Raw genomic sequence first — 24,613 nt, 5'->3', positions numbered from 1 at the left:
ACAATCGTCAATCCCTTTCAAAACCAACGTAAGATTAAAAACGAAACCATAAGTAAGATTTATTTTTATTTTAATAAGGTTATATAAGTTTATAATACTTATATTTACAAAAACAAACACCACTCAGCGCCATTTGGCGTACTTTATTCTTAGGACTGGGGACCTGAGGTCGAAGGCCTATTATAAGAACCTTGGTGCTTAACGCCCCCTGTGTACTTGTAAAATTCCTTGGACAAAACGGACGACCGAACTCGGAAGTAAAGAAAAGTGGCGAATAAAACGATCGGAGTGAAAAACACAATGACTGCTTTTGATGTACTGGTCATAGGGGAATTGAATGTCGACATCATTTTGGATGACATTCAGGGCTTCCCGGTAATCGGGAAGGAAATCTTGGCCAATGAACTAAATGTAACCCTTGGGAGCAGTTCTGCCATCTTTGCCAGCAACCTGAGCACCATGGGCCGTTGCGTGGCTTTTGCAGGCCTCATCGGCGAGGACAGCTTTTCCCAAATGGTCTTCGATAGCTTAACACAAAAAAAAGTGGATACCGGCTTTATTGCAAAAACAACCCATTACGGCACCGGGCTGACCATTGTAATGAACTATGGTATGGATCGGGCCAATGTTACCTTTCCGGGAGCCATGGAACAACTATCGGAAAAAGATATTACCAATTCCATGCTGTCGAGTTCAAAACATATGCACCTCAGTTCCATTTTCTTACAAAAGGGAATCCGGAAAGAAGTAGTCCGGCTCTTTGAAAGAGCAAAAAGACTTGGCCTAACCACATCAATGGATCCGCAATGGGATCCGGAGGAAAATTGGGACCTTGATCTGGACGTACTGCTTCCCTACATCGATATTTGGATGCCCAACGAAGTGGAGTTCAAAAAAATAACCAAATCCGGTTCCTTGTCCGAAGGTATAGAAAAAATCAAGCAATATGCCAACCATATCGTTATAAAGGATGGCGCCCGGGGTGCCCATCTTTGGACGAACGGGGAATTGATCACTCGGCCAGCGTTCATAAACCGGGACGTAGCGGATTGCATTGGGGCCGGAGATAGTTTTGACGCCGGTTTTATAAGCGAGTTTATCGCAGGCAACGATTTGGTTCGATGCTTGGAAATAGGCAATATAATGGGTGCCATCAATACGATGGAACCAGGGGGCACTACTGCTTTTAAAAACGCTCAACAAATCAAGGAATTGGCAAGGGAGAAATTTCAATTTACGTACTGATATATGGGATTAAAGGAAAAACTACACCAAAATAAACTTTCGGGCAAAGCATTGCTCGCTACCAATTTTTACAATTTTGAAACGATTTCGGCGGTATTGACCGCAGCACGGGAAACCAACTCGGAGCTGATCCTGCAACTTTCGGAAAGTTCAATACATTATATGGGCTTGGATGTAGCCACTGCACTTGCAAGGGCGGCCATTTCGCAATTTGGTGTAAAGGCCTGGCTCCATTTAGATCATGGTCAGGATACAACCTTGGTAAAACGTTGCATCGATGCCGGCTTTGATTCCGTGATGATTGATGCCAGTGAAAAATCGTTTTCAGATAATATCAAGATTACCAAAGAGATAGTTGATTACGCTGCGCGATACGATATCAATGTTGAGGCAGAACTCGGCTATATTTCAAAATTGGGCCAGGAACAAAAAATGATATACACGCGGCCCGAGGAAGCCAAAACCTTTGTTGAGGCCACAGGTATAAACGCATTGGCAGTTGCCGTGGGCTCTGCCCATGGATTTTATAAGAAGGCCCCCAGATTACAACTGGACCTAATCGGCGAGATCAATAAGGCAACGGATGCCGCACTAGTCTTGCATGGCAGTTCTGGAATCCCGGACGATCAATTACAGGGCGCAATCAAAAAAGGTATCACCAAAATCAACCTGGCCACCGAGATCAAGAATGCATTTATGAAATCCCTTCAGGGAGTTTTGAAAGATACGGACAACATAGACTTGAGGGAAATATTCCCCAAGGCTACGTCCGCAGCCACTGAACTGGTAAGCAATAAATTGAAAACCGTAAATTTTTAAGAATTATGAATAAAATATTAATGTTCCTGGTTACCATGGGCACGGGAATTCTCACCTGCCAGGCCCAAAACGAAATCCTATTGAAAGATTATCGACCAAAATCTGTTTATAATATTCAAAAGACCAAGGTTTCCAAGGCCAAGTTCCCCGTTATCGATGTCCATTCCCATCCATACGCCAAATCAGATGAGGAAATAAGGGATTGGATCAAGACCATGGATGCCAAAGGGATTGAAAAAACGTTGATACTGTCATATCAAACAGGAAAGAAATTTGACAGCATTTACCAAGTATATTCCAAATATGGCGACCGTTTTGAAGTTTGGTGCGGATTCGATTATTCCGGCTACAATGAAAAAGGGTGGACAAGGAAGGCCATCAAAGAACTTGAGCGCTGTTTTGAAGTAGGGGCAAAAGGTGTTGGTGAACTGGGTGATAAAGGATCCGGACTTTTTTATTCAGGATCCAGCCCGGCACCGGGAATGCATATCAACGACCCTCGGATACAACCTTTGCTCAAACGCTGTGGTGAACTGGGAATGCCCGTAAACATTCATGTTGCGGAACCTATTTGGATGTATGAACCCATTGATAATGAGAACGACGGTTTGATGAATGCCAAAAATTGGCAAATAGATACGTCCAAACCCGACCTGCTCCTCCATGGGGAGCTAATCGACACTTTGGATGAAGCGGTGGCCAATAACCCCGGCACCACCTTTATTGCATGCCATTATGCCAATTGCAGTTACGACCTGGATATTTTGGGCAAACTCTTCGACAAACACGACAACCTTTATGCGGATATCTCCGCCAGATACGCGGAAACCTCGCCTACTCCGAGGACTACAGCTGCCTTTTACAAAAAATATCAAGATCGGTTGTTGTATGGTACCGATATGGGAATGGATGCATCCATGTACGAGACTACCTTTAGGATCTTGGAAACGGACGATGAGCATTTTTATGCACATGATCAGTTCGGTTATCACTGGGCGTTGCACGGTCTTGGGCTGGATGACCAAACGCTGCGGAAAGTATACGGTGAAAACGTAAGAAAAATTTTAGAATAAAATGAAGCACTTAACTATTAGAATCACGGCCCTTACCGCTATCATGGTTCTTATCGGCTGTACCTCCGATACTGACAATAATATTGTTCTGAGCATAGAACATGGGGCCTTGACCTACGAGGTAAATGGCAATCTACAGACCAAAATAACCTCCAAAATCCCTACTTCCAAAACATTGACCCCCCATTTCCAACCATCGGAAACCATAGAAGTGAACGGTATTGTTATCGATAGGTTCAACTATCAGGCCGTGCAAGAAGACAGTGTTGCGGGAGAGATGTCTGGAAAACAATGGGTAATCGAGGGAGGGTTCGAAAACGAAGGGATAAGCATCCTTAAAACGGTTCGGTTAAGGGCCTACGACTCATTTCCCGACCTGATTTCCACCCAAGTGACCTATGTCAATACTTCATCGGAAAACCTGATCGTAGATCAATGGTCCAATAATGCATACCGTGTTCCTGCCCAAAATGACGCCCCTCCTTTTTGGGCCTTCCAGGGAAGTTCATCCTCGGCAAGGAGTGATTGGGTCAAACCTCTGGAGGCAGGTTACTATCAGAAAAATTTTATGGGCATGAACGATTCCGATTACGGTGGCGGTATACCTGTAACTTCCGTTTGGAGAAAGGATATCAACCTTGCCGTGGGTCATTTGGCACTGGTACCCAAACAGGTCAGCCTACCAACGGAAGTCCATTCAAACCCCATAGAGGTCAGGGTTGGGGTACAGGAAGAATTTGAAGATCACACCCTTTTCAAGCCAAAGGATACCATCCAGACCTTGGAAACCTTTGTTTCCCTAAGTACGGGCGATTATTTTGCCAATTTATCCAAATATTCAAAGCTTATGCAGGCCAAGGGAATCTCCATGGTAGAAGCCGAAGAAGGAGCCTTTGAGCCCATTTGGTGCGCCTGGGGCTATGAACGGGACTTTACTCTGGACGAAGTGATAGGAACCTTGCCAAAGGTCAAGGAATTGGGAATAAAATGGGCTGTGCTGGATGATGGCTTTCAGATCGCAGAGGGGGACTGGAACGCCAATCCCAAAAAATTTCCGCAAGGCAACAAGGAAATCAAAGGTTTGGTCGATAAAATCCATGACCATGGCCTTAAAGCCAAAGTATGGTGGGCCCCCTTAGCTGCCGATCCGGACAGTAAAGTATTGATGGAGCATCCCGACAGCAAAATTCGCATGGAGAATGGTGCACCGCAATACATCACCTGGTGGAATTCCTACTACCTATCACCTACCAAGGAAGCCACCATAGAACATACCAAAGAGACCGTTCGCCTATTTATGGAAGAATGGGGCTTTGATGGTTTGAAAATGGATGGCCAGCACATGAACGCCGTAGCAGAGGACTATACCTTGGAACATCCCGAGGAATCTGTGGAAGGGGTTCCTGGCTTCTTTCAAATGATCTATGACCAAGCCAGGAGCATCAAGCCCAATGCTGTTGTGGAAAACTGTCCCTGTGGCACCTGTATGTCCTTCTATAATATGGCCTCCATGAACCAAGCAGTATCCTCCGACCCTCTTTCCAGTTGGCAGATTCGTCATAAGGGGAAAACCTACAAGGCCTTGGTTCCGCACACAGCCTATTATGGAGACCATGTGGAGTTGAGCGATGGAGCAGATGATTTTGCCACTTCATTTGGTATCGGAGCTGTGCTCGGCACCAAGTTTACTTGGCCCGATGACAATCCCAAGGCCTCCGGCAGCTACGTTTTGACCCCTGAAAAAGAAAAAGTCTGGAAGAAGTGGTTCGACCTATACAATCAAATGATGCTCTCAAAAGGAACTTATTTGGGCGGCATCTACGACATTGGATATGACAGACCGGAAGGCCATTTGATTCAAAAGGACGGGATTCACTATTACGCCTTTTACGCAGATACATGGAACGGCCCCATATCACTAAAAGGGCTCGATACCGACAAGGACTATGCCATAAGGGATTATTTTAACAATGCGACCTTGGGTGAAATCTCCGGAAAGGATCCCGTTTACAATGGGTCCTTCAATGATTTTCTCCTTTTGGAGGTGACACCCAAATAGTATCCGATATAACAACCAAGAACAATGATTATGAACACCAGAAGAGATTTTGTAAAAAACACCACTTTGGCAGGAGCCGGCCTTTTTGCCGTGCCCGGTTTTGCCACCCAGTATTTTAATGAAAACGATAAATTGAACGTAGCATTAATCGGTGTGGGACTTCGGGGCACCAACCATCTGATGAACCTTCTGTTACGCAAGGACATCAATGTAACCGCGATATGCGACATCGATCCCGAACGCATCAAAATAGCACAAGACCATATTGAGAAAGCAGGATTCAAGGCTCCAAAGGTGTTTGGCAGCTCCGAATACGACTACCGTAACCTATTGGAGTTGAAAGAAGTGGATGCCGTTATCATTGCCACGCCCTGGCTTTGGCACACGCGCATGACAGTGGATGCCATGAAAGCGGGCAAATATGCGGGGGTCGAGGTTTCAGCAGCCAATACCTTGGAAGAATGCTGGGATCTGGTCAACACCCATGAGGCGACTGGAACACACATGATGATTTTGGAAAACGTGAACTATCGAAGAGACATCTTGGCTGTTCTAAACATGGTAAAACAAAACCTGTTCGGTGAACTGGTACACTTTAGATGCGGCTATCAGCATGATCTTAGGCACGTGAAATTCAACGACGGAAAAACAGCTTATGGTACAGGTGCTGAATTTGGGGAAAAAGGCATTTCTGAGGCCAAATGGCGTACGGCACATTCCGTAAAAAGGAATGCCGACCTCTATCCAACACATGGGCTAGGGCCCATAGCCGTAATGGCCGATGTGAACCGTGGCAACCGAATGGTCTCCTTGACCTCCCACGCCACAAAAGCCATTGGCCTGCACAACTATGTAGTTGCCGTGGGAGGTGAAGAACATCCCAATGCAAAGGTCAACTTTAAACTTGGCGATGTGGTCACAACGACCATTGATACGGCAAATGGGGAGACCATTATCATAACCCACGACTGCAACCTGCCAAGGCCCTACTCACTGGGCTTCCGGGTGCAAGGGGCCAACGGGCTTTGGGAAGTGGATGGAAACAGGATCTATATTGAAGGTAGATCCAAATCGCATGAATGGGATGAGGCCACATCTTGGTTGGAGCAATATGACCATCCCCTTTGGGAAAAATATGGGGAGTATGCTCTGGGTGCCGGTCATGGCGGCATGGACTTCTTTGTGCTCAACTCCTTTGTCGAATCTGCAAAAGCAAACATTGCACCGCCAATGGATGCCTATGATGCCGCAGCTTGGAGTGCAGTGACACCATTGTCCGAGGCTTCAATTGCCAATAATGGGGAACCCCAAGATTTTCCTGATTTTACCAGGGGCCAATGGATAAAAAGAACACCCTATCAGTGGATGAAGGAAAACTATTAGGCCGTACCATTTTTTCCTTCATGGCTTCTGATTGACCATATAGGTATTCCCCAAAACAGGACATACGCTCCCTACTTTAAAAGTATATGTGAAAGTATGTCCTAATTTTTAACGGCAGCCTCTCCAAACTTTGGGAGATGTACGATCAATTACAACAAAAACATTGCCCAATGACCCAAAGATTATTTTAACAACACAAAGCTGATAAGCCACTGAAATAGATCACAACGAAAAAAAGTCTTGGATCATAATAGTTTATCGATCCTTTGCCTAGTCCCCATGCGGCCAAACCAGCTTCGAAGAAGACTTGTTGGAAATGGTAATCAATTCCTGAGTACTTTTTTCATTGGGGAGACCTATTCGGCCCGATCCAATAATAGTTCCGGTCCCGAATCTTCCGTGAACCGACAGGCCGTTATGATATTTTGTGAGAGCCGATCAAGACGGCTCCCTTGTATTTGGCCTTATTGGCAAGGCTTTGGATTATGAACAGCTCATATTCTTTATCGCCGGGCTTCGCCCGAAACCGGGCAACAGATATACGCATGTCCCATATCTCGATAGAGATCGTTCTCATCATTTCTTTTGAAATTCTCGCACCCACATTGATGCGAAAACCATTAATATCCAATTCCCTAATTCCCGTCCAATTCCCATATTCCCGATGTGAACCACATAATAAGGGCAAGGCCCTACTGCGCAATATCTATAAAGGCAATCAGTCATATCAACATGGTTTTTTCCTCGACAAGTGATGTGACATCCAGCAAAATGTAAATGAAACCGCATGAAGAATCCATCATGCGAGTGGCAAACTTCATACACTTCAAATTTAATAACCTTATGAAAGAATAAAAATAAAGTAAAGAAAGTATTTGAAATGTTAAATATTATTTTTACTTTAGTTCATATCACCGAATTAAACAACCTAAATCGAGACAGGTACGTAAAATAGCTGCCGCTACCTTAAGAAGTCAATTTTGCCCGGCGGAAGAATACTCTCAAGCGAACTTTTAGGGGTCGTATCCCAAAAACAGTGGAGAACATGAGTATTATTGATAAATCGGATTTCCACAAGGTAGGCCCAGTTAAACAGCATTTGTCGCTGAAATGCCAAAACCCTTCTTTGTTCCATCTGTTCCACATGGACCCTTGGCGACCAAAGAGGTGTTTCAACGCTAGAACAGGGATAGGCCCTTAAAGACTTGTATAACGCTAAATTTTAAATAAAATAGCACAGATTAAATCCACTATGCAAAAAAAGTTCATTTTTTTACTATGCATTTATTCATTGGGGGGCTTTTTTGCGCTTCAGGCCGTAATCGACCCATCACCCAATGTGAAAAAGCAAGAAGATTATTATAAGCTTGAAGATTTCGGGAAGGTCAAAAAATTCGATGTCCACATCCATATCAACACATCAGAAACTCATTTTATTGAACAAGCTGTTGAGGACAATTTCTATTTTCTGGACATTGTGGATGACCGTCCCTTTGGCTTACCGATGCGGAAACAACAGGAATTTGCCTTGTTGCACTTAAAAAACTTTCCGCGGCAAATGGTATTTGCCACCACCTTTCCGGTTTCCAATTGGGCAGAAAAGGATTGGGTACAAAACACCATGGCCGATCTTGAACGGTCTTTCGCCAAAGGGGCGTCTGCCGTTAAGATCTGGAAAAACATCGGAATGGACCTTAGGGATGAAAATGGGGCTTTTGTTATGGTGGACCATCCAAGAATAGATTCTGTGCTGACCTATCTGACCAGAAAAGGAGTGCCCTTGTTGGGGCATAACGGTGAGCCAAGGGATTGTTGGTTGCCTCTGGAAGAAATGACCTTCAGCCAAGGATATTACAGTGAACACCCTGAGTACCACATGTACCTGCATCCAGAATATCCCTCATATGAAGACCAGATTACAGCAAGGGACAATATGCTTCAAAAGCATCCTGAACTGAACTTCATGGGCGCACATCTCGGCAGCTTGGAATGGAGCTTGGATGAACTCTCAAAGCGATTGGACGCCTACCCCCTAATGAGGGTGGACCTTACCCGCATGCCGAACCTTATGTTACATACTTTAAAGGATCGGCAAAAGACACGGAATTTTTTTATGACCTATCAGGACCGACTGATATACGGGACGGATTCTGCAATAAATCCAACGGACAATCCTGGGGAATTGAAACAACGTATCCATGAAAAATGGTTGGAGGAATGGAAATTTTATGCAACGGATGCCCCTTTAAACCTAAAAGGGTTTGGTGAATTGCGAGGTTTGAAACTTCCGAGAAAGGTTATTGACAAAATTTACTTTGAAAACGCTTCAGAGCTATTGGGATTTAAAACCGGGGAGTGAGCAGCTCCCGCCAGAAACATAACTGTATGAGCAATAAGGACTACAACAGAAGAAAATTTTTAAGGCAATCCTCAGTTGCCATGGGGGGATTGACCGTTGCCGGCATGGGGGTTCCAATGAACCTTTTGGCACACGAAGCCCCCACACAATCAAACAGAACAATAAGGCTTGGCTTCATTGGCATTGGTGGCCGGGGCTCCTATCATCTTGATGTGGCCTTGGGAATAGAAGGAGTGGAAATACCGGCAATTTGCGAAATCAAACCCGATAGGCTGCACAGGGCCAAAAGATGGATCGAGGAAGCGGGGCAACCCACCCCGAGACTTTATGATCGAGGCCCCACGGACTTCGAGCGCCTATGTCAAGAAGAGGAACTGGATGCCGTGATCATCAGCACTTCCTGGAAATGGCACGCCCCTATTTGTCTGGCCGCCATGAACAACAACAAACATGCAGCTTGTGAAGTTCCGTTGATACAGACAATCGACGAGGGTTGGGATCTGGTGGAGACCTTTGAAAAAACAGGTAAATGGGCCAGTCTTGTGCTGGGTGGATTTGGTGATATGACCCTTCTTAACATGGTTCGAAAAAATCTGCTCGGTGATATTGTCCATGTTGAAAGCGGTTATGTACATGATCTGAGAAGGGTGAAGTTCGACCCTGATGAGGAACCCTGGAGATTACAACATGCGGTTGACCGAAATGGAAATCTATATCCGGATCACCCCATGAGAAATATGATGCCCGTAATGGACATCAATCACGGGGACCGATTCGATTATCTCGTTTCCATGAGTTCCAAATCCGTCATGCTAAACAGATATGCTGCTTCCATGTATGGTGATGACCACCCGTATGCCACTAAAAAAATGGCCTTGGGTGATTATAACGCAACCCTGATAAGAACGGTGAACGGCAAATTGATCACCCTAAACCACGATACGCACACCCCCCACCCCAGAGAGAACTTTCGCGTTCAGGGCACAAGTGGGGTATATCTAAGGGATAGGGCCGATTCCAAAATATATATCGAGGGACTGAGCCCAGAGGAGCATCAATGGGAGTCTGCAGAAAAATATGTGCAAGAGTACGAACACCCCATGATCAAAAGTTATACCCCCCCAAAAAGAAAAGGTGGAGCCATTCGGGGCCATGGAAGCAGCGACACAAAGACACCCATCAACTGGCACCGATTGATTGCTGCACTACGTGAAAACACCTTGCCAGATTGGGATGTATATGATTCAGTGACAAGCAGTTCAATTTCACCACTTTCAGAAGCTTCAGTTGCGGGAAGGAGCAAAGCTGTGGACATACCCGATTTTACCAAGGGCAAATGGAAAGAACGAACTCCTTTATACAGTTAGAATTCCAAAAAGCAATGAGACCATTCCTTTTTTTTAAAGCAATGCTACCCCTGGTCGTTTTTTTGGGAACCACGGTCTGTTTTTATGGACAGAAATCGTTTCTCAAAGGAAAGCTCCTGGCCGAGATCAAATCGCACAAGGAAGGTTTGGCGGTATGGTGGACTGGCCATAACGGTTGGCTCATCAAATACAATGACATACTGATAGGCACTGATCTTGCCCTGGAATCGAAAGACCGAGCCGTAGAGGCTCCCATTTCGGCTGAGGAACTCGCCCAAGAACTGGATATATCCTTTATAAGCCACGAACACGGTGATCATTTTGAGAGGGAAACCAGTAAAATCTTATCGCAAAATGGACATTGTGCTTTTGTCATGCCGGCCAATTGTAAAGAGACTGCAATAAAGGAACTCAACATTCCGGAAGACCGCATAGAAGTGGCTTCCCCAAGAACACCTTTTGACATTGGCAATGTCAAAATTGAACCTCTCAGGGCCATTCATGGCAATCCAAAGTTTGCCGTGTTCTATGGTGCCAATCTGGAAGATTGTGGTTATTTGATCACCATCGGGGGGACGCGTTTTCTCCAAATGGGCGATACCGTGCTGCTTGAAGATCATTTGTTCCTTAAAAATGTGGATGTGCTTTTCTTCTCTCCCACCGAACACAATACCCATATCGATCCCTCCATAGTGCTGATAAACGAACTGGAACCGGCTTATATATTGCCACAGCACAGGAACACCTTTACAGTAACCGATCAAAATAGGTACTGGACTACTGGATATGCGCATGAAGTGAAATTTCGCCTGTCAAAACCGCTCCAAGAGCGGTACCATATATTGGAAATAGGTGAGCGAATCGATATTGACACAAACAAAGATTAAATGAACATGTACCTTTAAATTCCAAGACCTCCAGACAAACATTATTAAACCAAGAGATTATGATAAAACTCAACAAAAGCGGTATACTACCGATCCTATTCATGTCCATTTTGATGGATGTGTCAGCTCAGACAGGTGATCTAAAATTGGTGGAATGGCAACCCGTTAGCCAACTGGTCACCAAAAAAACCAACATCACCAAAGCCAAATTTCCTGTCATTGACATCCATAACCACCTTGGTGACCTTGAGAACACGGAACACTACCTTGCCGAAATGGATAAAGCAGGAGTATGGAAATGTGTCAGCCTCGATGCCCTGTCAAAGGATGATTTTTACAAGGAACACATTAAGGTGTCAACTGCCGTGGGCAAAGATCGTTTTCTGCCTTTTTTCAGGCCGGATTTCAGCAAAATAGATGAACCCAACTTTGGTATAAAGGAAGCCAAAAAATTGGAAGAAGCATATAAAATGGGGGCTCGGGGAATAAAAATATCCAAGGCACTCGGTCTGGGCCATAAAGATGGATCAGGAAAATTTATCGCGGTTGACGACCCCCGCATCGACCCAATTTGGGCGAAATGTGGTGAACTCGGAATCCCGGTTGTGATACATGTTTCGGACCCCAAGGCCTTCTTTACACCTATTGACAAATACAATGAGCGGTATGACGAATTGGGCGAAAACCCCGAATGGTCTTTTTATGGAGAGGAGTTCCCATCCAAAATGGAAATCTTGGAAGCCCGTAACAGGGTCATTGAAAAACATCCAAATACTATTTTTGTTGGAGCTCATTTTGGAAACCTTCCCGAAGACCTGTCGGTTGTGGGCCGTTGGCTGGATACCTATCCCAATTTTTATGTGGATATAGATGCCCGGATCAGTGAACTGGGAAGACAGCCCTATACTGCCCGGAAGTTTTTCATTAAATATCAAGATCGCATCCTTTTTGGAACAGATACACCCTGCGATGCCGAGGCATATCGCCTATATTTCCGTTTTTTGGAAACCGATGACCAATATATAGACCCCACTCCGGCACACAAATTACAGGGCCGCTGGATGATCTACGGGCTTTATCTACCGGATGAAGTGCTGGAAAAAATTTACAACAAAAATGCCCTCAAGGTCTTGGGCATATCAGAGTAATGGCATCAGACAAAACTCAACAGGAAAATGGTCTTATCCACTTGAAAATCAAATAGTAACAACATGACAGGAGTAAAGACAGCGCTGGCCCTTAAATAAAAAAAAACTGCCCTTATCCAAAATCATGGTCAAGGTTTTCATGTTAAAATATTGTAGGAATGAAACAGATTAAAAGAAGGGGATTTATAAAGAACACCATATACTCCGGATTGGGGGCATCCCTGATACCATCATACCTGATGGCACAGGGACAAGCTGAAATGGGAACCCTTGACATCAAAAAGCCAGCGTCGGGCAAGGCCAAAAAAATTATCGTCGCAGGAGCAGGGATCAGTGGTCTTTGCTGTGCATACGAATTAATGAAAAAAGGCCACGAGGTAACAGTACTCGAAGCCTCTGGCAGATTGGGCGGTGCGGTACTTTCTGTCCACGATGGACTGGCAGATGGACTTTATGCCGACTTTGGGGCCGAAAACTTTACCAAACCCGGTTATAAGAACTATTGGAAATATATCGAAGAGTTTAAGCTTCCTGTCCTTCCCTATCATCACAGGGAGGATAGGTTGACAAGAATTGATGGCGTGTGGCACACTGAGAAAATGCAAAAAGATGCTCGCGAAAAAAAGGTGCAAGAGATGGGAGGTTTCAATAAGAATGAATTGAAATTTCTTCAATCGAACCCTGTCGGCAACCTGCAATTGCTCTATCTGGAACCTTACTTTGAAAAGTTTACTGACGAATACCGGCCTTTCGGAATTGGTTACGACCATTTGGAAAACATACAGGTCTCCCAGATTTATAAAAAAGCGGGGGCATCCAAGGCAGCAATGTCACTTTTGGGAGGAGATCAGACCTCGGCACTTTACAGTATTTGGCAAGCCTATATCATGCACAAACGGGGTTACGACAATCCATTTGAACTATTTCGTCTCAAAGGAGGAAATCAAGTATTGACCAATGAACTGGGAAAACGCTTGGGAACAAAGGTAAAGTTGGGTTGCCAAATTCTGGAAATTGAACATAATGATTCAGGGGTCAATGTAACCTATAGAGAGCTTGGGGAAGTAAAGAAAATATCAGCTGACTATCTTGCTTGCTGCCTAAGGACAACAGCACTTAAAAAAATCCTATTCACTCCCGCCCTACCACCCCAAAAGCAATTTATTATCGATAACATAAAATATGACCAAACAACCAGAATCGTATTTCAAGCCCGGTCAAAATTCTGGTTGAAGGACAACATAAGTATCAATCTGTCATTTGACCATCCGGCCCTCGCCCATATTTGGCAAGTTGCCGATGAAGTTGATACGGACAGGGTATGCTTGATGGCAAAAGCTCCGGGAGGGACAAATCCACTTCGTACTTTGGAAGCTTTCAGGGAACTCTATCCCGGCAATAAGTCCAATATAGACATTGAACAGACCTTGGTAAAGGATTGGTCGAAAGATACTTTTGTGCACGGTTGCGAGCGCCATGGCTTTTCGGGATTGGGCGAGCTATCCAAATTTTGGCCCCACACCATGTCAGCCCATGGCAGAATCCATTTTGGTGGAGCACACACAGACAACAGAAGTTGGGGAATGGAAGCCGCCACGAATTCGGCCAATAGGGTTGCCACGGAAATCGATACCGCTTAGTGGTATAACGGATTAATTAAAAAAAGTGATGAGAACTATCGTACTTCTGCTTTTTGTTTCGATTGGCTGTACATGGCATAATTTGGACTGTAAAGTAGTGAAATCACAAAATAAAAGCATTTCTGATGCTTTGCCCATCTTTTCTGCTTCCACCATTTTCACAAAAGAAACACAGGAAAAATCCACCCCAAAGGTCAAGTTGCATCTCTTCCAAAATGATCATGAAAACCTTTCTTGGGGCTCTTTCATAAGGTATGCCATCGAAGTTTCGGACAAGGAGGACGGAGACTCAAAATACGGCGAAATATTGAACAACAAAGTGCTGTTGGAAATCGAGTTTTTGCCCATCCAAGATGAAAAAGCCCCCAACAAAAATTTGGGTGCGACCCATAAGGGGCCTTATCCTGAAGGATTGTCATTGATGATGGGATCCACTTGCTTTGCCTGTCATGGAGATAAAGAAGTACTGGCCGGTCCCTCCTTTTCACAAATTGCCGAGAGATATGGAAAAAACCTTAACAACATTGCGCTCCTTGGGCATCGCATATTGACAGGCTCTACCGGGCAATGGGGCAGCATGGAGATGCCCGCCCATCCAGACCTTACAGCTGAAGAAAGCGAGAAAATCGCGGCATTCATCCTTACCCAGGGCAGTAGAAAAAACCACAGAATCTTGACCGGTTTGGAGGGGACATTCCAAGTCATGGAAAAACCCGATGGCCAAACACAGGGAGTATATATCCTTACGGCGAGCTATACCTCCAATTCCTCGGTAAAAGGTCAAGACCGCATTACCTTGCAAATCCAATAAATAAACTAAAAAAAATCTGATGAATTTCCAGAAAGACCGAACACTACCAGAGTCCTTGTCCTTAACATTCATAAAATCTATAGCACTATTATTGGTACTCACTTCATGTAGCAGAAAAGAAACAAGCGCACCACTGATCCACTATTCCTTTTCCGGCAACACAGCGGATGAACAAGTTTACTCAGGCAGTCTGGAGAACAATGGTGCCGGGCCCAGCACAGACCGCTTTACCCATGCAGAGAGCGCATACTATTTTGATGGCGCGTCTGCCAGCATGAAGGTAAAATTAAATGAAATGCCATCCATCAACAGTCCCCTTACAATTTCTTGGTGGTTTAAAGCTGAGACCGAACCCATTTTTAAAGATTCCATGGATGCGGGAAATATGATTGCCATTGTGGACACCACCCAAGCGATCGGCATCCAGTTTGGTTACAGGGCCCCAGGTTATAAAACAAAAGGTCTCGATGTATGGAACTGGGGAGGTGGAACCATCCTTGAATCCCCCAAACCGGCCATAAACCAATGGCACCATTGTGTTTATGTCTATGATGGAAACGAGCACCGCTTTTTCCTTGACGGAAATCAAATTTCAAGATCACAAATGAAACCCCAAAGTGGCAGTCCCAATCTTTTAATGATTGGCAACTATCCTGGTGGCAAACAATTTTTTAAGGGCAGTATGGACGAAATCCAAATTTATGATCATACACTGACCGCCGACCAGATTCAAGAGTTGTTTAAACTTAAATAAATCCAATCTTCCAAATAAGTTTAAAAAAAGACCCACTTTCCTTCATTGGACTGATTTTTTTCCTTTTCCATCATGGATGATTTCAATTCTAATACTATTTACGCAACGTACCTTATATTACGATTGCTTATTTTAAAATATAATATACTTTCATAACATTTCTATACTCATTTTTAGAAAGTATATGAAATATTTATATATTTGATTAAAAGGCTCAACAATATTTATGTTGATGGTAAACAAACACCCCAAGTCCGTTTTAACCCAAAAATTATGAAACGTAGATCATTTATGGTGACCAGCGGACTCACCGCGCTTTGTTCCGGTATCAATTTTGGATTTGCCTCCCCTAAAGGACAGGCAGATGGAATAATGCACAAAGATTTTGGTCCGCCCCCTCCCATAACAGATCGTTTATATCAAGGCCCATTTATAAACTATGGTCCCGCGGCGAATGTACCCGGAAGTTATGTTGTGATGACAACAACCCCTGCAACGGGTCAGGTCAGAAATTTTGGTATGGGCTTGGTCACCTATGTCTGTGATGAAGTCGGCCCTCCAAAACCAAAATATGGAAGTCTTCGCAGCACAATAGAAAAATTGGCGAAATGGGAGCTCGGTGACGTCCTTTACATAAGGGTGGATTGGCGGGATATTCAAAAGGAACCGGGTAAATTGGAGTTTCCCGAGCATTGGGACCTTACTTTTGAAATGGCCAAAAAATATGGGAAAAGGGTTGCTTTTCGCATCCAATTGATGAGTCCTGTAATCCACCCCCAATCCATGCCCGATTTTTTAAAAGGTAAAGTTCCCATGGTAGAATTGGGCACTACCGATGAGATAGGGATAAAAGATAAAGTTCACTATGCCCCACGTTATGACCATCCCGAATTTATAAAGGCCTTTAAGGAGATGGATGACCTATTGTCCGAAAAATACAATGGCCATGAGCTTGTGGAATACGTGGACACCTGCATGTATGGGTTTTGGGGAGAGGGCCATACCTGGCCGTTTGAAGGTTCACCGCTCCCCGATTATTACACCGCCAGAAACACCTTTGTCGAACTATTTGAACATCAGGCAGCCAATTGGTCCAAAACCCCTTTAACCACCAATACACAACCCGACTATAACCATGTAGGAAATGCCGAAGTGCTCGAGAAGACCATCAGGTCCTACAATTGGCTCAGGACCGATACCATTTTTATTGAAAACGAACAAATCGACATCCTCAGCAATAGGCCTCCTTGGGTCGGTGCCACCATTGAACAGGGAATAACCAAAGGTAACACGGAAGATTTGCGCATGGTTGATGGTATCATGAGAAATGAAAATATCATTGCACATGTAAAAGACGTAGGGCCCAATTATTTTTCACTTTGGAATTGGCATGACATTGCTTTGGAAAACCTTTTGAGCTATTATGAAAAGTACCCCAAAGCACTCGATGATTTATCCAAAAATATTGGGTACCGGGTGCGGCCTTCTTGGATCTGGTCCTTCGAAAAAGAAGGGTATCCAGGTCTCGTACTTGGAATGGTCAACGATGGTGTGTCGAGCATCCCGGGGGCCTTGCGCATCAATGTAAGCGATCCTGGAAAAACATTTCAAGTAACGGGAAGCTTAGACCCGGGATACCCCTTTCCGGGAAAAATCAGGCAAGCGGTGATCATGTTGCCCAAAGATACCCGGTGGGAAGGTCTGAGCTTGACCGCGGAGATAGAAATCAAAGGAGCAAGACGCCCTCTTACTTGGGCCTGTGCCCAAGAACTTGATGATGATGGCGCATTAATTTTAAAGAGAAATTTATAATTACATTTTTTATGAAATCAAAATTATGGTTGGTTTTTGCAATAGTAACAACAGTTTTTTGGGGTATTTGGGGCGCTTTTACGGGTCTGCCTACGGAAAATGGTTTTCCTGAAACCTTGATATATTGTGTTTGGGCAGTTACAATGGTTCCACCGGCAATCATTGCATTGAAATTAGTGGACTGGAAGCTCCACAGGGACAAAAAATCCATTTTTTATGGTTGTCTCATAGGCTTGTTGGGTGCCGGTGGTCAAATGGTTCTCTTCCATGCGGTTACCCAAGGCCCAAGCTATCTTATTTTTCCCATCATTTCATTATCCCCGATGGTGACAATAATACTTTCATATACCTTCTTAAAGGAACGGACAGGTATTCTGGGAACCATCGGCATCATATTGGCTTTGTTGGCACTCCCCTTGTTTGACTATTCGGATGGAAGCGAAACCACGGACTACGGATATCTGTGGTTTATACTTGCCGTTATCGTTTTACTCGCATGGGGCCTACAAGCCTACTTCATGAAGTTTGCCAACGAATCAATGAATGCAGAGAGCATTTTCTTCTACATGGCCGTGACCGGATTGGCCATTATTCCAATTGCACTTTTAATGACCGATTTTTCAGAAGACATCAATTATGGAGTGGATGGTCCGGTTTTGGCAGCAGCAATACAAATCTTAAATTCAATTGGCGCCCTTTGTTTGGTCTATGCCTTTCGATATGGAAAAGCAATGGTGGTGTCCCCAATGACCAATGCCGGAGCTCCCTTGATTACTTCGGTGATCTCCATGATCGTACTGGGCTTCGTGCCGGGCACGTTTAAGGTCATCGGCATAATTTTAGCGGTATTGGCTGCCTTTTTCTTGGCTTTTGATCCAGGTGATTCTGAAATTCAGAAGAAGAAAGCAGCCAAATAAAACCACTAAAAACATGTGGCGGTTTACCGCCTATTTCGATAATTTATCAATCGGTGTAAGGGCCACTTTCCGAAATTCAACCTCAGCCCCTTCTGCCTGCAGGGCAATCTGTCCACTGCTGGCCGTGGCATTGTACCCATAATTGACCATATCTCCGTTGACCCATACCTTTATTTCATTGCCAACGCACTCAACGACCATCTCGTTCCATTCACCCAGCGGACTTTCTGAATCATCGGTAAGGTTTGGGATTCTTCGCTTTTTGCCCTCTGTGGTCCCCCACTCTGCCCTAGGCCCCCTGCGTTCTTCCATGTTATCGACTTCGATATCTTCCACAATGACCCAAAAATCCCCGGCATCGCCATGTTGCATTTGCACTTCGATTGATTTGGGAAACATCTTGTAAAGAGCTCTTGGGTCGGAGGAATGAACCAAAACACCGCAATTGCCCGGTTCCCCTGCAAAACGATATTCCACCGATAACCTATAATTTTTATAACCGGCATCTGTGATAAGATGTCCCCTTGGATCGCCCAAACTGACCAGCATTCCGTTTCTTACCAGAAATGGATTCGTTGCGTTCGGAACTGTATCCATCTCAGGTACATCTACATGCCAGCCCGTTAAATCCTTGCCATTAAATAGGCTTATTGTCTTTTCACTTTGGCAAGAAGTCATTGTTGTCATAATCACAAGAAGTCCAATTGCAAACCTCATGATGTTTTTTTTAAATTCCATAATATTCCATTTTAGTTAGTTGTTACTTCCTTTTCTTCAATTTCGGTTTTTAAATGATTAGCCCTAGCTTCTTGTAGCAAAATTTCTTGCCTAAAAATTCTCTAGTGTTCGGAAATTGCTTGATGGCCATTTTGGGTCAATTTGACCAATGGGAGCAATTCATCTACATCCTTCCTTCGCAAAATTCCCAGATCCTCGTTCATGCAATTCGCTGCTCCACACGCAACCCCGTAGCTAGCAATTTGATCCAATCTCAATTCATTGAAAATGGCATAAGCAATCCCTGCGGTCAGGCAATCCCCACTCCCTACGGTACTTTTGACCTCTTTCAACACTACATTGGCGTGGATATAATCATTGTCCCTATAGAGAAACAGGCCGTCTTTTCCTTTGGTCAGTGCCAGTAAGGATACCCTATTTTTCAAAATCTTGTTTATCTCCGAATGATCGATGGTGCCAAAAATGGCTTTTGCTTCGTCCTCGTTTATATGTAGTCCAAAAAACTTTCCCTTTAAGGCATTATTCAATTGACTTCCCGAGCAGTCCAAAATAGCCTTCTTGCCCGCTTTTTCACATAATTGCAATAGTTGGTGGTAGGCATCCTCTGGTGCACCCTTGGGCCATGACCCTGACAAACAGACCAAATCACAGTGATTCAAAGCTACGTTGAACTGGGACAAAAACAACTCCCAATCTTGGGCGGTCATATATGGACCTGGTTCCAGTAGTTCGGTGTTATCAATTTTTTTATCAATATCCGATCGAAACGTAAAGCACTTTCTGGTATTCCCCGAAAGTTGTGGGCCCACAATTTCGATCCCTCGCAGCTTCGGACTGTTTTTTATCCAATCCCCATTGGGACCTGCCCAATTTCCCATAAGGGAAACCGGGCAATCCAGTTCCTTTAAAGCCATTGCGACATGTATCCCCTTTCCTCCAGGATATTCCTTAACCTGACCAATACGGTTCGTTTGCCCCAGTGCAAAGGTTTCAAGCCATGCATAGGTATCGATTGATGGGTTCGGGCACACAGTCAGCACCATAATAGTTAAGATTAAAGAGCTATTTAAAAATTAACAATACAAATTAAATGAAAGTTAATAGATAATCTATATCTTTCGTAACCTTTTTTTTATTAAATTGTTTTGTAAGTTTACTATGGTTTTGTCCAGTTTTTCAAAATAGCAATTGGCCCAGAGTTTAGATTATGTATGTGGTTCCATTCAAATTCTTTGAAATGTTGAAACGGATTTCGAATGTATGGCCTATAAATTATTGAACACCAAATCCATGAAATGTCTTCTTCTTTTAATCCTGATGCTACTGTTCTCAATGGGGCATGGACAGAACCTTCCTGGAACAAGATTGAAGATCAAAAAATCTCCTGGGGAAATTGTGTTGGATGGGGTTCTTGATGAAAAAGCTTGGGAGCAAGCCGATGTAGCCAATAATTGGTATCAGAACTTTCCTGTGGACAGCCTACCTGCACCATTTCAAACCGAAGCCCGAGTAACATTCGATGATGAATTTATTTATGTTTCGTTTGTTTGCTATGAAGATGAAACGCCGGATGTTGTCAGCACACTACGGAGAGACTTCAATTATTCTTTAAATGACAACGTTTCATTTATTTTTGGTCCGTACAACGATCGTTTGAACGGATATTTCTTTAATGTTACCGCTGCGGGAGCAAAACGGGACGGCACTTTGTCCAGTGGAGGTGTAGGAGAAAATGCGTTCAATATCTATTGGGATAATAAGTGGTATTCGAAAGTAGTGCGGTACAAAGACAGGTGGATCGCAGAGTTGGCCATCCCGTTCAAAAGCTTTAAATACAAAAGCGATGTAAAAGAATGGAATGTTACTTTTGATAGACTGGACAAAAAACGGAACATTAAATCGGCTTGGGTGAAAACACCCCGACAATTCTATACAGGCACTTTTGCCTATGCCGGACAACTTGTTTGGGAAGACCCGATTCCAAAAGCCAAGTCAAATATTTCCATAATTCCATTTCTATCAGGTGGCGCATTCCAAGATAGGGAGCAGGAACCCATGGCCTCTTCCACTAGACTACAGACAGGATTCGATGCTAGAGTGGGCATAACCCCTTCCATGAATTTGGACCTTACCATAAATCCCGATTTTTCCCAAATTGAAGTCGATGAACAGATCCTTAATCTATCAAGATTCGAATTCCAGTTTCCCGAACGAAGGCAGTTTTTCCTGGAAAACACCGATCTTTTTGCAAATGCAGGTTTTGAATCTGCCAGACCATTTTTCTCAAGGCGGATCGGGATTGTGCAAGATACTGCCGGCATTACCCAAATAGTACCCATTTTATACGGAGCCAGACTCAGCGGTACGTTAAATGAAAAGTGGAGATTGGGTGTCATGAACATGCATACCAAAAAAATGTTGGAATTGGGGCTGCCCGCCCAAAATTATACTGTCGCCACGGTTCAAAGAATGTTCTGGGAGCAATCCAGTATTTCCATGACTTTTGTCAACAAACAAAGCTTGGGAGTTCAAGAAGGTGATTCCCTTAAATATTTTCACCCAAGCATCTTTCGCAAGATAGATAGAGAGGGCATTCGAAGACCGAACACATACAACAGGGTGATCGATGCCGATCTTGTTCTCCGCAGCAAGGACAACAAATGGTACCATAGCTCGTTTTGGGCTCAATCTTTCGATGCTCAAAACAAAGCCAAAACCATGTCAGGTTCCGCTTTTTTTGAGTACGCAGACCGTAATTTGAATGCAAATTTGGGAGGGTTCTTGGTTAATGAGAACTTTAATGCGGAAGTCGGGTTTGTTCCTGGAAGTACAGTGTACCCGGGGCAAATTGGTTATTATTCCGAAATAGGCTATAAAGCATACCCAAATAGCACCCGTATTTTATCAACTGGGCCACGGATAGGAACTAGCAGTATTTTATTGCCCGATGGAACCTTGGCAGATCGAGAACATACCATTGGCTTCGGTCTCGATTTTAAAAACTCCTCGAACCTATTGATCGAATATAGCAATACCTTTCAGCGATTAACGATTGATTTTAGCCCTATCAACAATAATGATAACAGAAAATTTTTGAAAGGTGAAACATATCGTTGGAACACTGTTTCTGCATCATATCAGAGCAACACAACAAGAAAATTCAACTTTTTATTGAACGCTGCTTATGGAGGGTTCTACAATGGCTCCAACCTTAATATGGGCGGAGAGTTCAATATGCGCTTTCAGCCTTATGCGACCATTTCTATGCGCTTCGACCACAACAACGTAAAATTGCCCGGGGATTATGGAGATGAAGCATTATTTCTTTTGGGTCCAAAGTTAGATGTGACTTTTACGGACAAAATATTCTTCACGGGCTTTTTCCAATACAATGATTTGATCGACAATATGAATTTGAACGCAAGGATTCAATGGCGCTATAAACCGGCTTCAGATTTCTTTATAGTTTATACGGAGAACTATTTCCCGGTAAATTTTGCCAGTAAGAACCGTGCATTGGTTTTTAAATTTACCTATTGGCTCAACATTTAGAAAATGATTTTAAAATTGATAATCAGAAATTAAAAAAAGTTTTGATGAAAAATTTAACCAGACGTGAATTCACGGTAAAATCAGCACTGATCGGTGCCGGACTAGCTACTTCCAATTTGGCGGCATTGGCTTGCAGACCCTCTGTTCGTAATCATGCATTGGGCATGTCCATACCCATGCCAATTCAAATAGTTATCGATGATGTTGGCTGGTGGTCCGGCGAAGATGGCCATACTGTTCAGCAGCCGTACCGGACAGGAATAAACAGAAACCATGTTCCAGCAGATTATCAGGCCATCGTGGACTTGGGAAAAAAATTGGGAGTACGACCACAAGCTGCCACTATTCTTTGTGAATGGGACAGGGAGAATATTTTGAAAGATGTACCTACCATTACTTGGATGCGGGAGAAATGGGACAACAAAAAATGGGTGGGTCCATGGTTGGATGAGGCTTCGGACATCATCACAAAAAATAAAGATCATTATGAACTTACACTGCATGGTGTTGGACACGAGTATTGGAAAGATGAAAATATGACTAGGGCAGAATGGGCCGATAGTTCAGGAACGATGCGCCCGCTCGACCAGGTTGAACTTCACCTTGACTGTTTTGAAAAAATATTGGATCAAAATCATCTGGGCCCTTTTCCAACATCCTTTGTGCCAACCGCCTTTTTACATGGTTTTGGTTTGACCGGTGATCATCAAATCAGTATGGCCGGAGTATTGAAAAAACGTGGGGTCAATTATATCAACACGCCCTTTTCGAATATGTATAATGCCGAAGGTGTCCAATTTGGGTTGTTCGGTATAGACGCCGGTGTAATTACGGTTGACCGGGGGAAGGACCTGCTCGGTTGGGATGACTTTGGCAAGAAACCGACTGGAACACTCACTGGGCCAACCTGTGGATTGCATTGGCCAAACCTGTTGCACGAAGACCCGAACCGCAATATAGAGATTGTAGATGCCTGGGTGAAATTTTTAAAACCCTATGATGACAAACCTGAAACACTTTTAGCCAAAAATTCCGCATCATTTAGGACACAGCTCATACACCACGTATGCACAAATTTCCAGATCATTGAAAATAAAATTGTACTCGACTTTCTTGAAACCAACAAGTTAAAAGGTCAATTGGCAGATGATCGGTTGACCGTTAAAATCGAGTCCAAAAGAAAACTGGCCTTCAGTTCGAATGAGGTGGAGCTATCCGTATCAAAAATTAAGGAAGAAAAAAGTGCCTATTTGCACACGTTGGAGATAAAGGGCATCAAAAATATTGAAAAAACAGTGGTGGGTTTTGATACAAAATGATATTATTTTATAGATATAAAGCTTCGTTCGGCAGCTCTATTTTTATACCTTAAAATAGCAAGGGTATCATCTTGGAATTTGATTGTGTTTAGCACTCCTTTTGCAATTTGGACGGCCCATTAATGATCATAAAATCAGGGGAATCCAATTTTCGTCCTACCATTGCCAGCGAGTTCCCTTTCCCGAGGAAATTCCTTCATGACATCGATACGGTCGGCCTGCCCCTTTTCAAATGTGGGCAAGCACGCATAGGCCTCACTGGATGGGTTGGGACAAACTGTAAGAACCAAAATAATCTGTACTTTCCGTTCCGACCAGAGTGGCAAACGTATTTGGATCGGTTAAACATATATTATATATTCCACGAATGAATTCTAAAGTTAAACAAAACAATATACAAGTTTTATATTTTTTCTATCTTTCGTTGTTTCTTTTATATTTTTATTAAATTGCGAATTAAAGTATTGATTGCTTGGGCAAATCAGGTCTTAACCCAAATAATTCCGTGAAACAATTATTGAATGAACCGTAGAAATTTTGTAAAGGACAATGTATTACTCTCGGGAGCCTTGGGTCTGGGGATGACAGGGGTGTATTCCCATAATAAAAAAGGGGATGACAATTTGACCAATGTACCGCCCCAGTTCAATCTTAAATATGCACCGCATTTGGGCATGTTCAAGGAATCGGCCGGGGACGATCCCATCGATCAATTGAACTTTATGGCAGA

Annotated in this window: 19 protein-coding genes and 1 pseudogene; 17 read left to right on the top strand and 3 right to left on the bottom strand. The window is 43.7% G+C overall.

The window, feature by feature from the left end; genetic code table 11:
- The first annotated feature begins 288 nt into the window (after positions 1–288).
- From VM932_RS12035 to VM932_RS12015, 5 genes are read left to right on the top strand one after another with little or no spacing between them, the layout of a single operon-like run.
- The gene (locus VM932_RS12035; protein ID WP_326279035.1) at positions 289–1,245 is read left to right on the top strand and encodes a carbohydrate kinase family protein; all 957 of its coding nucleotides are present in this window, start codon (positions 289–291) and stop codon (positions 1,243–1,245) included.
- Positions 1,246–1,248: 3 nt separating this feature from the next.
- Positions 1,249–2,064, top strand: a complete 816-nt coding sequence (locus tag VM932_RS12030; protein WP_326279034.1) for a class II fructose-bisphosphate aldolase — start codon at positions 1,249–1,251, stop codon at positions 2,062–2,064.
- 5 nt (positions 2,065–2,069) lie between these two features.
- Positions 2,070–3,137, top strand: coding sequence for an amidohydrolase family protein (locus VM932_RS12025; protein ID WP_326279033.1), 1,068 nt, complete (start codon positions 2,070–2,072; stop codon positions 3,135–3,137).
- Position 3,138: 1 nt separating this feature from the next.
- Positions 3,139–5,196, top strand: a complete 2,058-nt coding sequence (locus tag VM932_RS12020; protein WP_326279032.1) for a glycoside hydrolase family 36 protein — start codon at positions 3,139–3,141, stop codon at positions 5,194–5,196.
- A gap of 30 nt (positions 5,197–5,226) precedes the next feature.
- Positions 5,227–6,579, top strand: a complete 1,353-nt coding sequence (locus VM932_RS12015; RefSeq protein ID WP_326279031.1) for a Gfo/Idh/MocA family protein — start codon at positions 5,227–5,229, stop codon at positions 6,577–6,579.
- 415 nt (positions 6,580–6,994) lie between these two features.
- Here VM932_RS12015 and VM932_RS12010 read toward each other — a convergent pair whose 3' ends face one another.
- Positions 6,995–7,159: a hypothetical protein gene (locus tag VM932_RS12010; protein ID WP_326279030.1), complete on the bottom strand. Its 165-nt coding sequence runs from the start codon at positions 7,157–7,159 to the stop codon at positions 6,995–6,997.
- A gap of 672 nt (positions 7,160–7,831) precedes the next feature.
- Here VM932_RS12010 and VM932_RS12005 point away from each other — a divergent pair.
- The 9 genes from VM932_RS12005 to VM932_RS11965 all read left to right on the top strand — a co-directional run bounded on the left by VM932_RS12005 (position 7,832) and on the right by VM932_RS11965 (position 18,274).
- On the top strand, positions 7,832–8,938 hold the full coding sequence (locus VM932_RS12005; protein ID WP_326279029.1) for an amidohydrolase family protein: 1,107 nt from the start codon (positions 7,832–7,834) through the stop codon (positions 8,936–8,938).
- A 26-nt stretch (positions 8,939–8,964) separates the two neighbouring features.
- Complete coding sequence (locus VM932_RS12000) at positions 8,965–10,305, top strand: Gfo/Idh/MocA family protein (RefSeq protein ID WP_326279028.1); 1,341 nt, start codon at positions 8,965–8,967, stop codon at positions 10,303–10,305.
- Between the two features lie 14 nt (positions 10,306–10,319).
- Complete coding sequence (locus VM932_RS11995; RefSeq protein ID WP_326279027.1) at positions 10,320–11,192, top strand: MBL fold metallo-hydrolase; 873 nt, start codon at positions 10,320–10,322, stop codon at positions 11,190–11,192.
- A 59-nt stretch (positions 11,193–11,251) separates the two neighbouring features.
- Positions 11,252–12,340 (top strand): amidohydrolase family protein, encoded by a 1,089-nt coding sequence (locus VM932_RS11990; protein WP_326279026.1) that lies wholly within the window; start codon positions 11,252–11,254, stop codon positions 12,338–12,340.
- A 158-nt stretch (positions 12,341–12,498) separates the two neighbouring features.
- Positions 12,499–13,980, top strand: coding sequence for a flavin monoamine oxidase family protein (locus VM932_RS11985; protein WP_326279025.1), 1,482 nt, complete (start codon positions 12,499–12,501; stop codon positions 13,978–13,980).
- A 28-nt stretch (positions 13,981–14,008) separates the two neighbouring features.
- Positions 14,009–14,791 carry a c-type cytochrome gene (locus VM932_RS11980; protein WP_326279024.1) on the top strand — a complete coding sequence of 261 codons (783 nt, stop codon included), beginning with the start codon at positions 14,009–14,011 and terminating at the stop codon, positions 14,789–14,791.
- 19 nt (positions 14,792–14,810) lie between these two features.
- A complete protein-coding gene (locus tag VM932_RS11975; protein WP_326279023.1) occupies positions 14,811–15,545 on the top strand; it encodes a LamG domain-containing protein in 735 nt (244 codons plus the stop codon).
- 273 nt (positions 15,546–15,818) lie between these two features.
- Positions 15,819–17,357: a hypothetical protein gene (locus VM932_RS11970; protein ID WP_326279022.1), complete on the top strand. Its 1,539-nt coding sequence runs from the start codon at positions 15,819–15,821 to the stop codon at positions 17,355–17,357.
- 11 nt (positions 17,358–17,368) lie between these two features.
- On the top strand, positions 17,369–18,274 hold the full coding sequence (locus VM932_RS11965; protein ID WP_326279021.1) for an EamA family transporter: 906 nt from the start codon (positions 17,369–17,371) through the stop codon (positions 18,272–18,274).
- Positions 18,275–18,304: 30 nt separating this feature from the next.
- On the opposite strand, the gene VM932_RS11960 is transcribed toward VM932_RS11965, so the two are convergent.
- Both VM932_RS11960 and VM932_RS11955 read right to left on the bottom strand, forming a co-directional pair.
- A complete protein-coding gene (locus VM932_RS11960; RefSeq protein ID WP_326279020.1) occupies positions 18,305–18,991 on the bottom strand; it encodes a 3-keto-disaccharide hydrolase in 687 nt (228 codons plus the stop codon).
- A gap of 122 nt (positions 18,992–19,113) precedes the next feature.
- Entirely contained in the window at positions 19,114–20,055 is a 942-nt protein-coding gene (locus VM932_RS11955) for a 1-phosphofructokinase family hexose kinase (protein WP_326279019.1), read from the bottom strand.
- A 217-nt stretch (positions 20,056–20,272) separates the two neighbouring features.
- On the opposite strand from VM932_RS11955, the gene VM932_RS11950 reads away from it, so the two are divergent.
- The 3 genes and pseudogenes from VM932_RS11950 to VM932_RS11940 all read left to right on the top strand — a co-directional run.
- Complete coding sequence (locus VM932_RS11950) at positions 20,273–22,564, top strand: carbohydrate binding family 9 domain-containing protein (protein WP_326279018.1); 2,292 nt, start codon at positions 20,273–20,275, stop codon at positions 22,562–22,564.
- Positions 22,565–22,608: 44 nt separating this feature from the next.
- Positions 22,609–23,883, top strand: coding sequence for a hypothetical protein (locus VM932_RS11945; RefSeq protein WP_326279017.1), 1,275 nt, complete (start codon positions 22,609–22,611; stop codon positions 23,881–23,883).
- A 581-nt stretch (positions 23,884–24,464) separates the two neighbouring features.
- Positions 24,465–24,613 (top strand): annotated as a pseudogene (locus VM932_RS11940) (xylose isomerase); the annotation flags it as partial.

The organism is Flagellimonas halotolerans (genome assembly GCF_035818535.1).
GTDB lineage: Bacteria > Bacteroidota > Bacteroidia > Flavobacteriales > Flavobacteriaceae > Flagellimonas > Flagellimonas halotolerans.
Note: the sequence above shows the minus strand (reverse complement) of the source record. Positions and strands in the feature narration are given on the sequence as shown.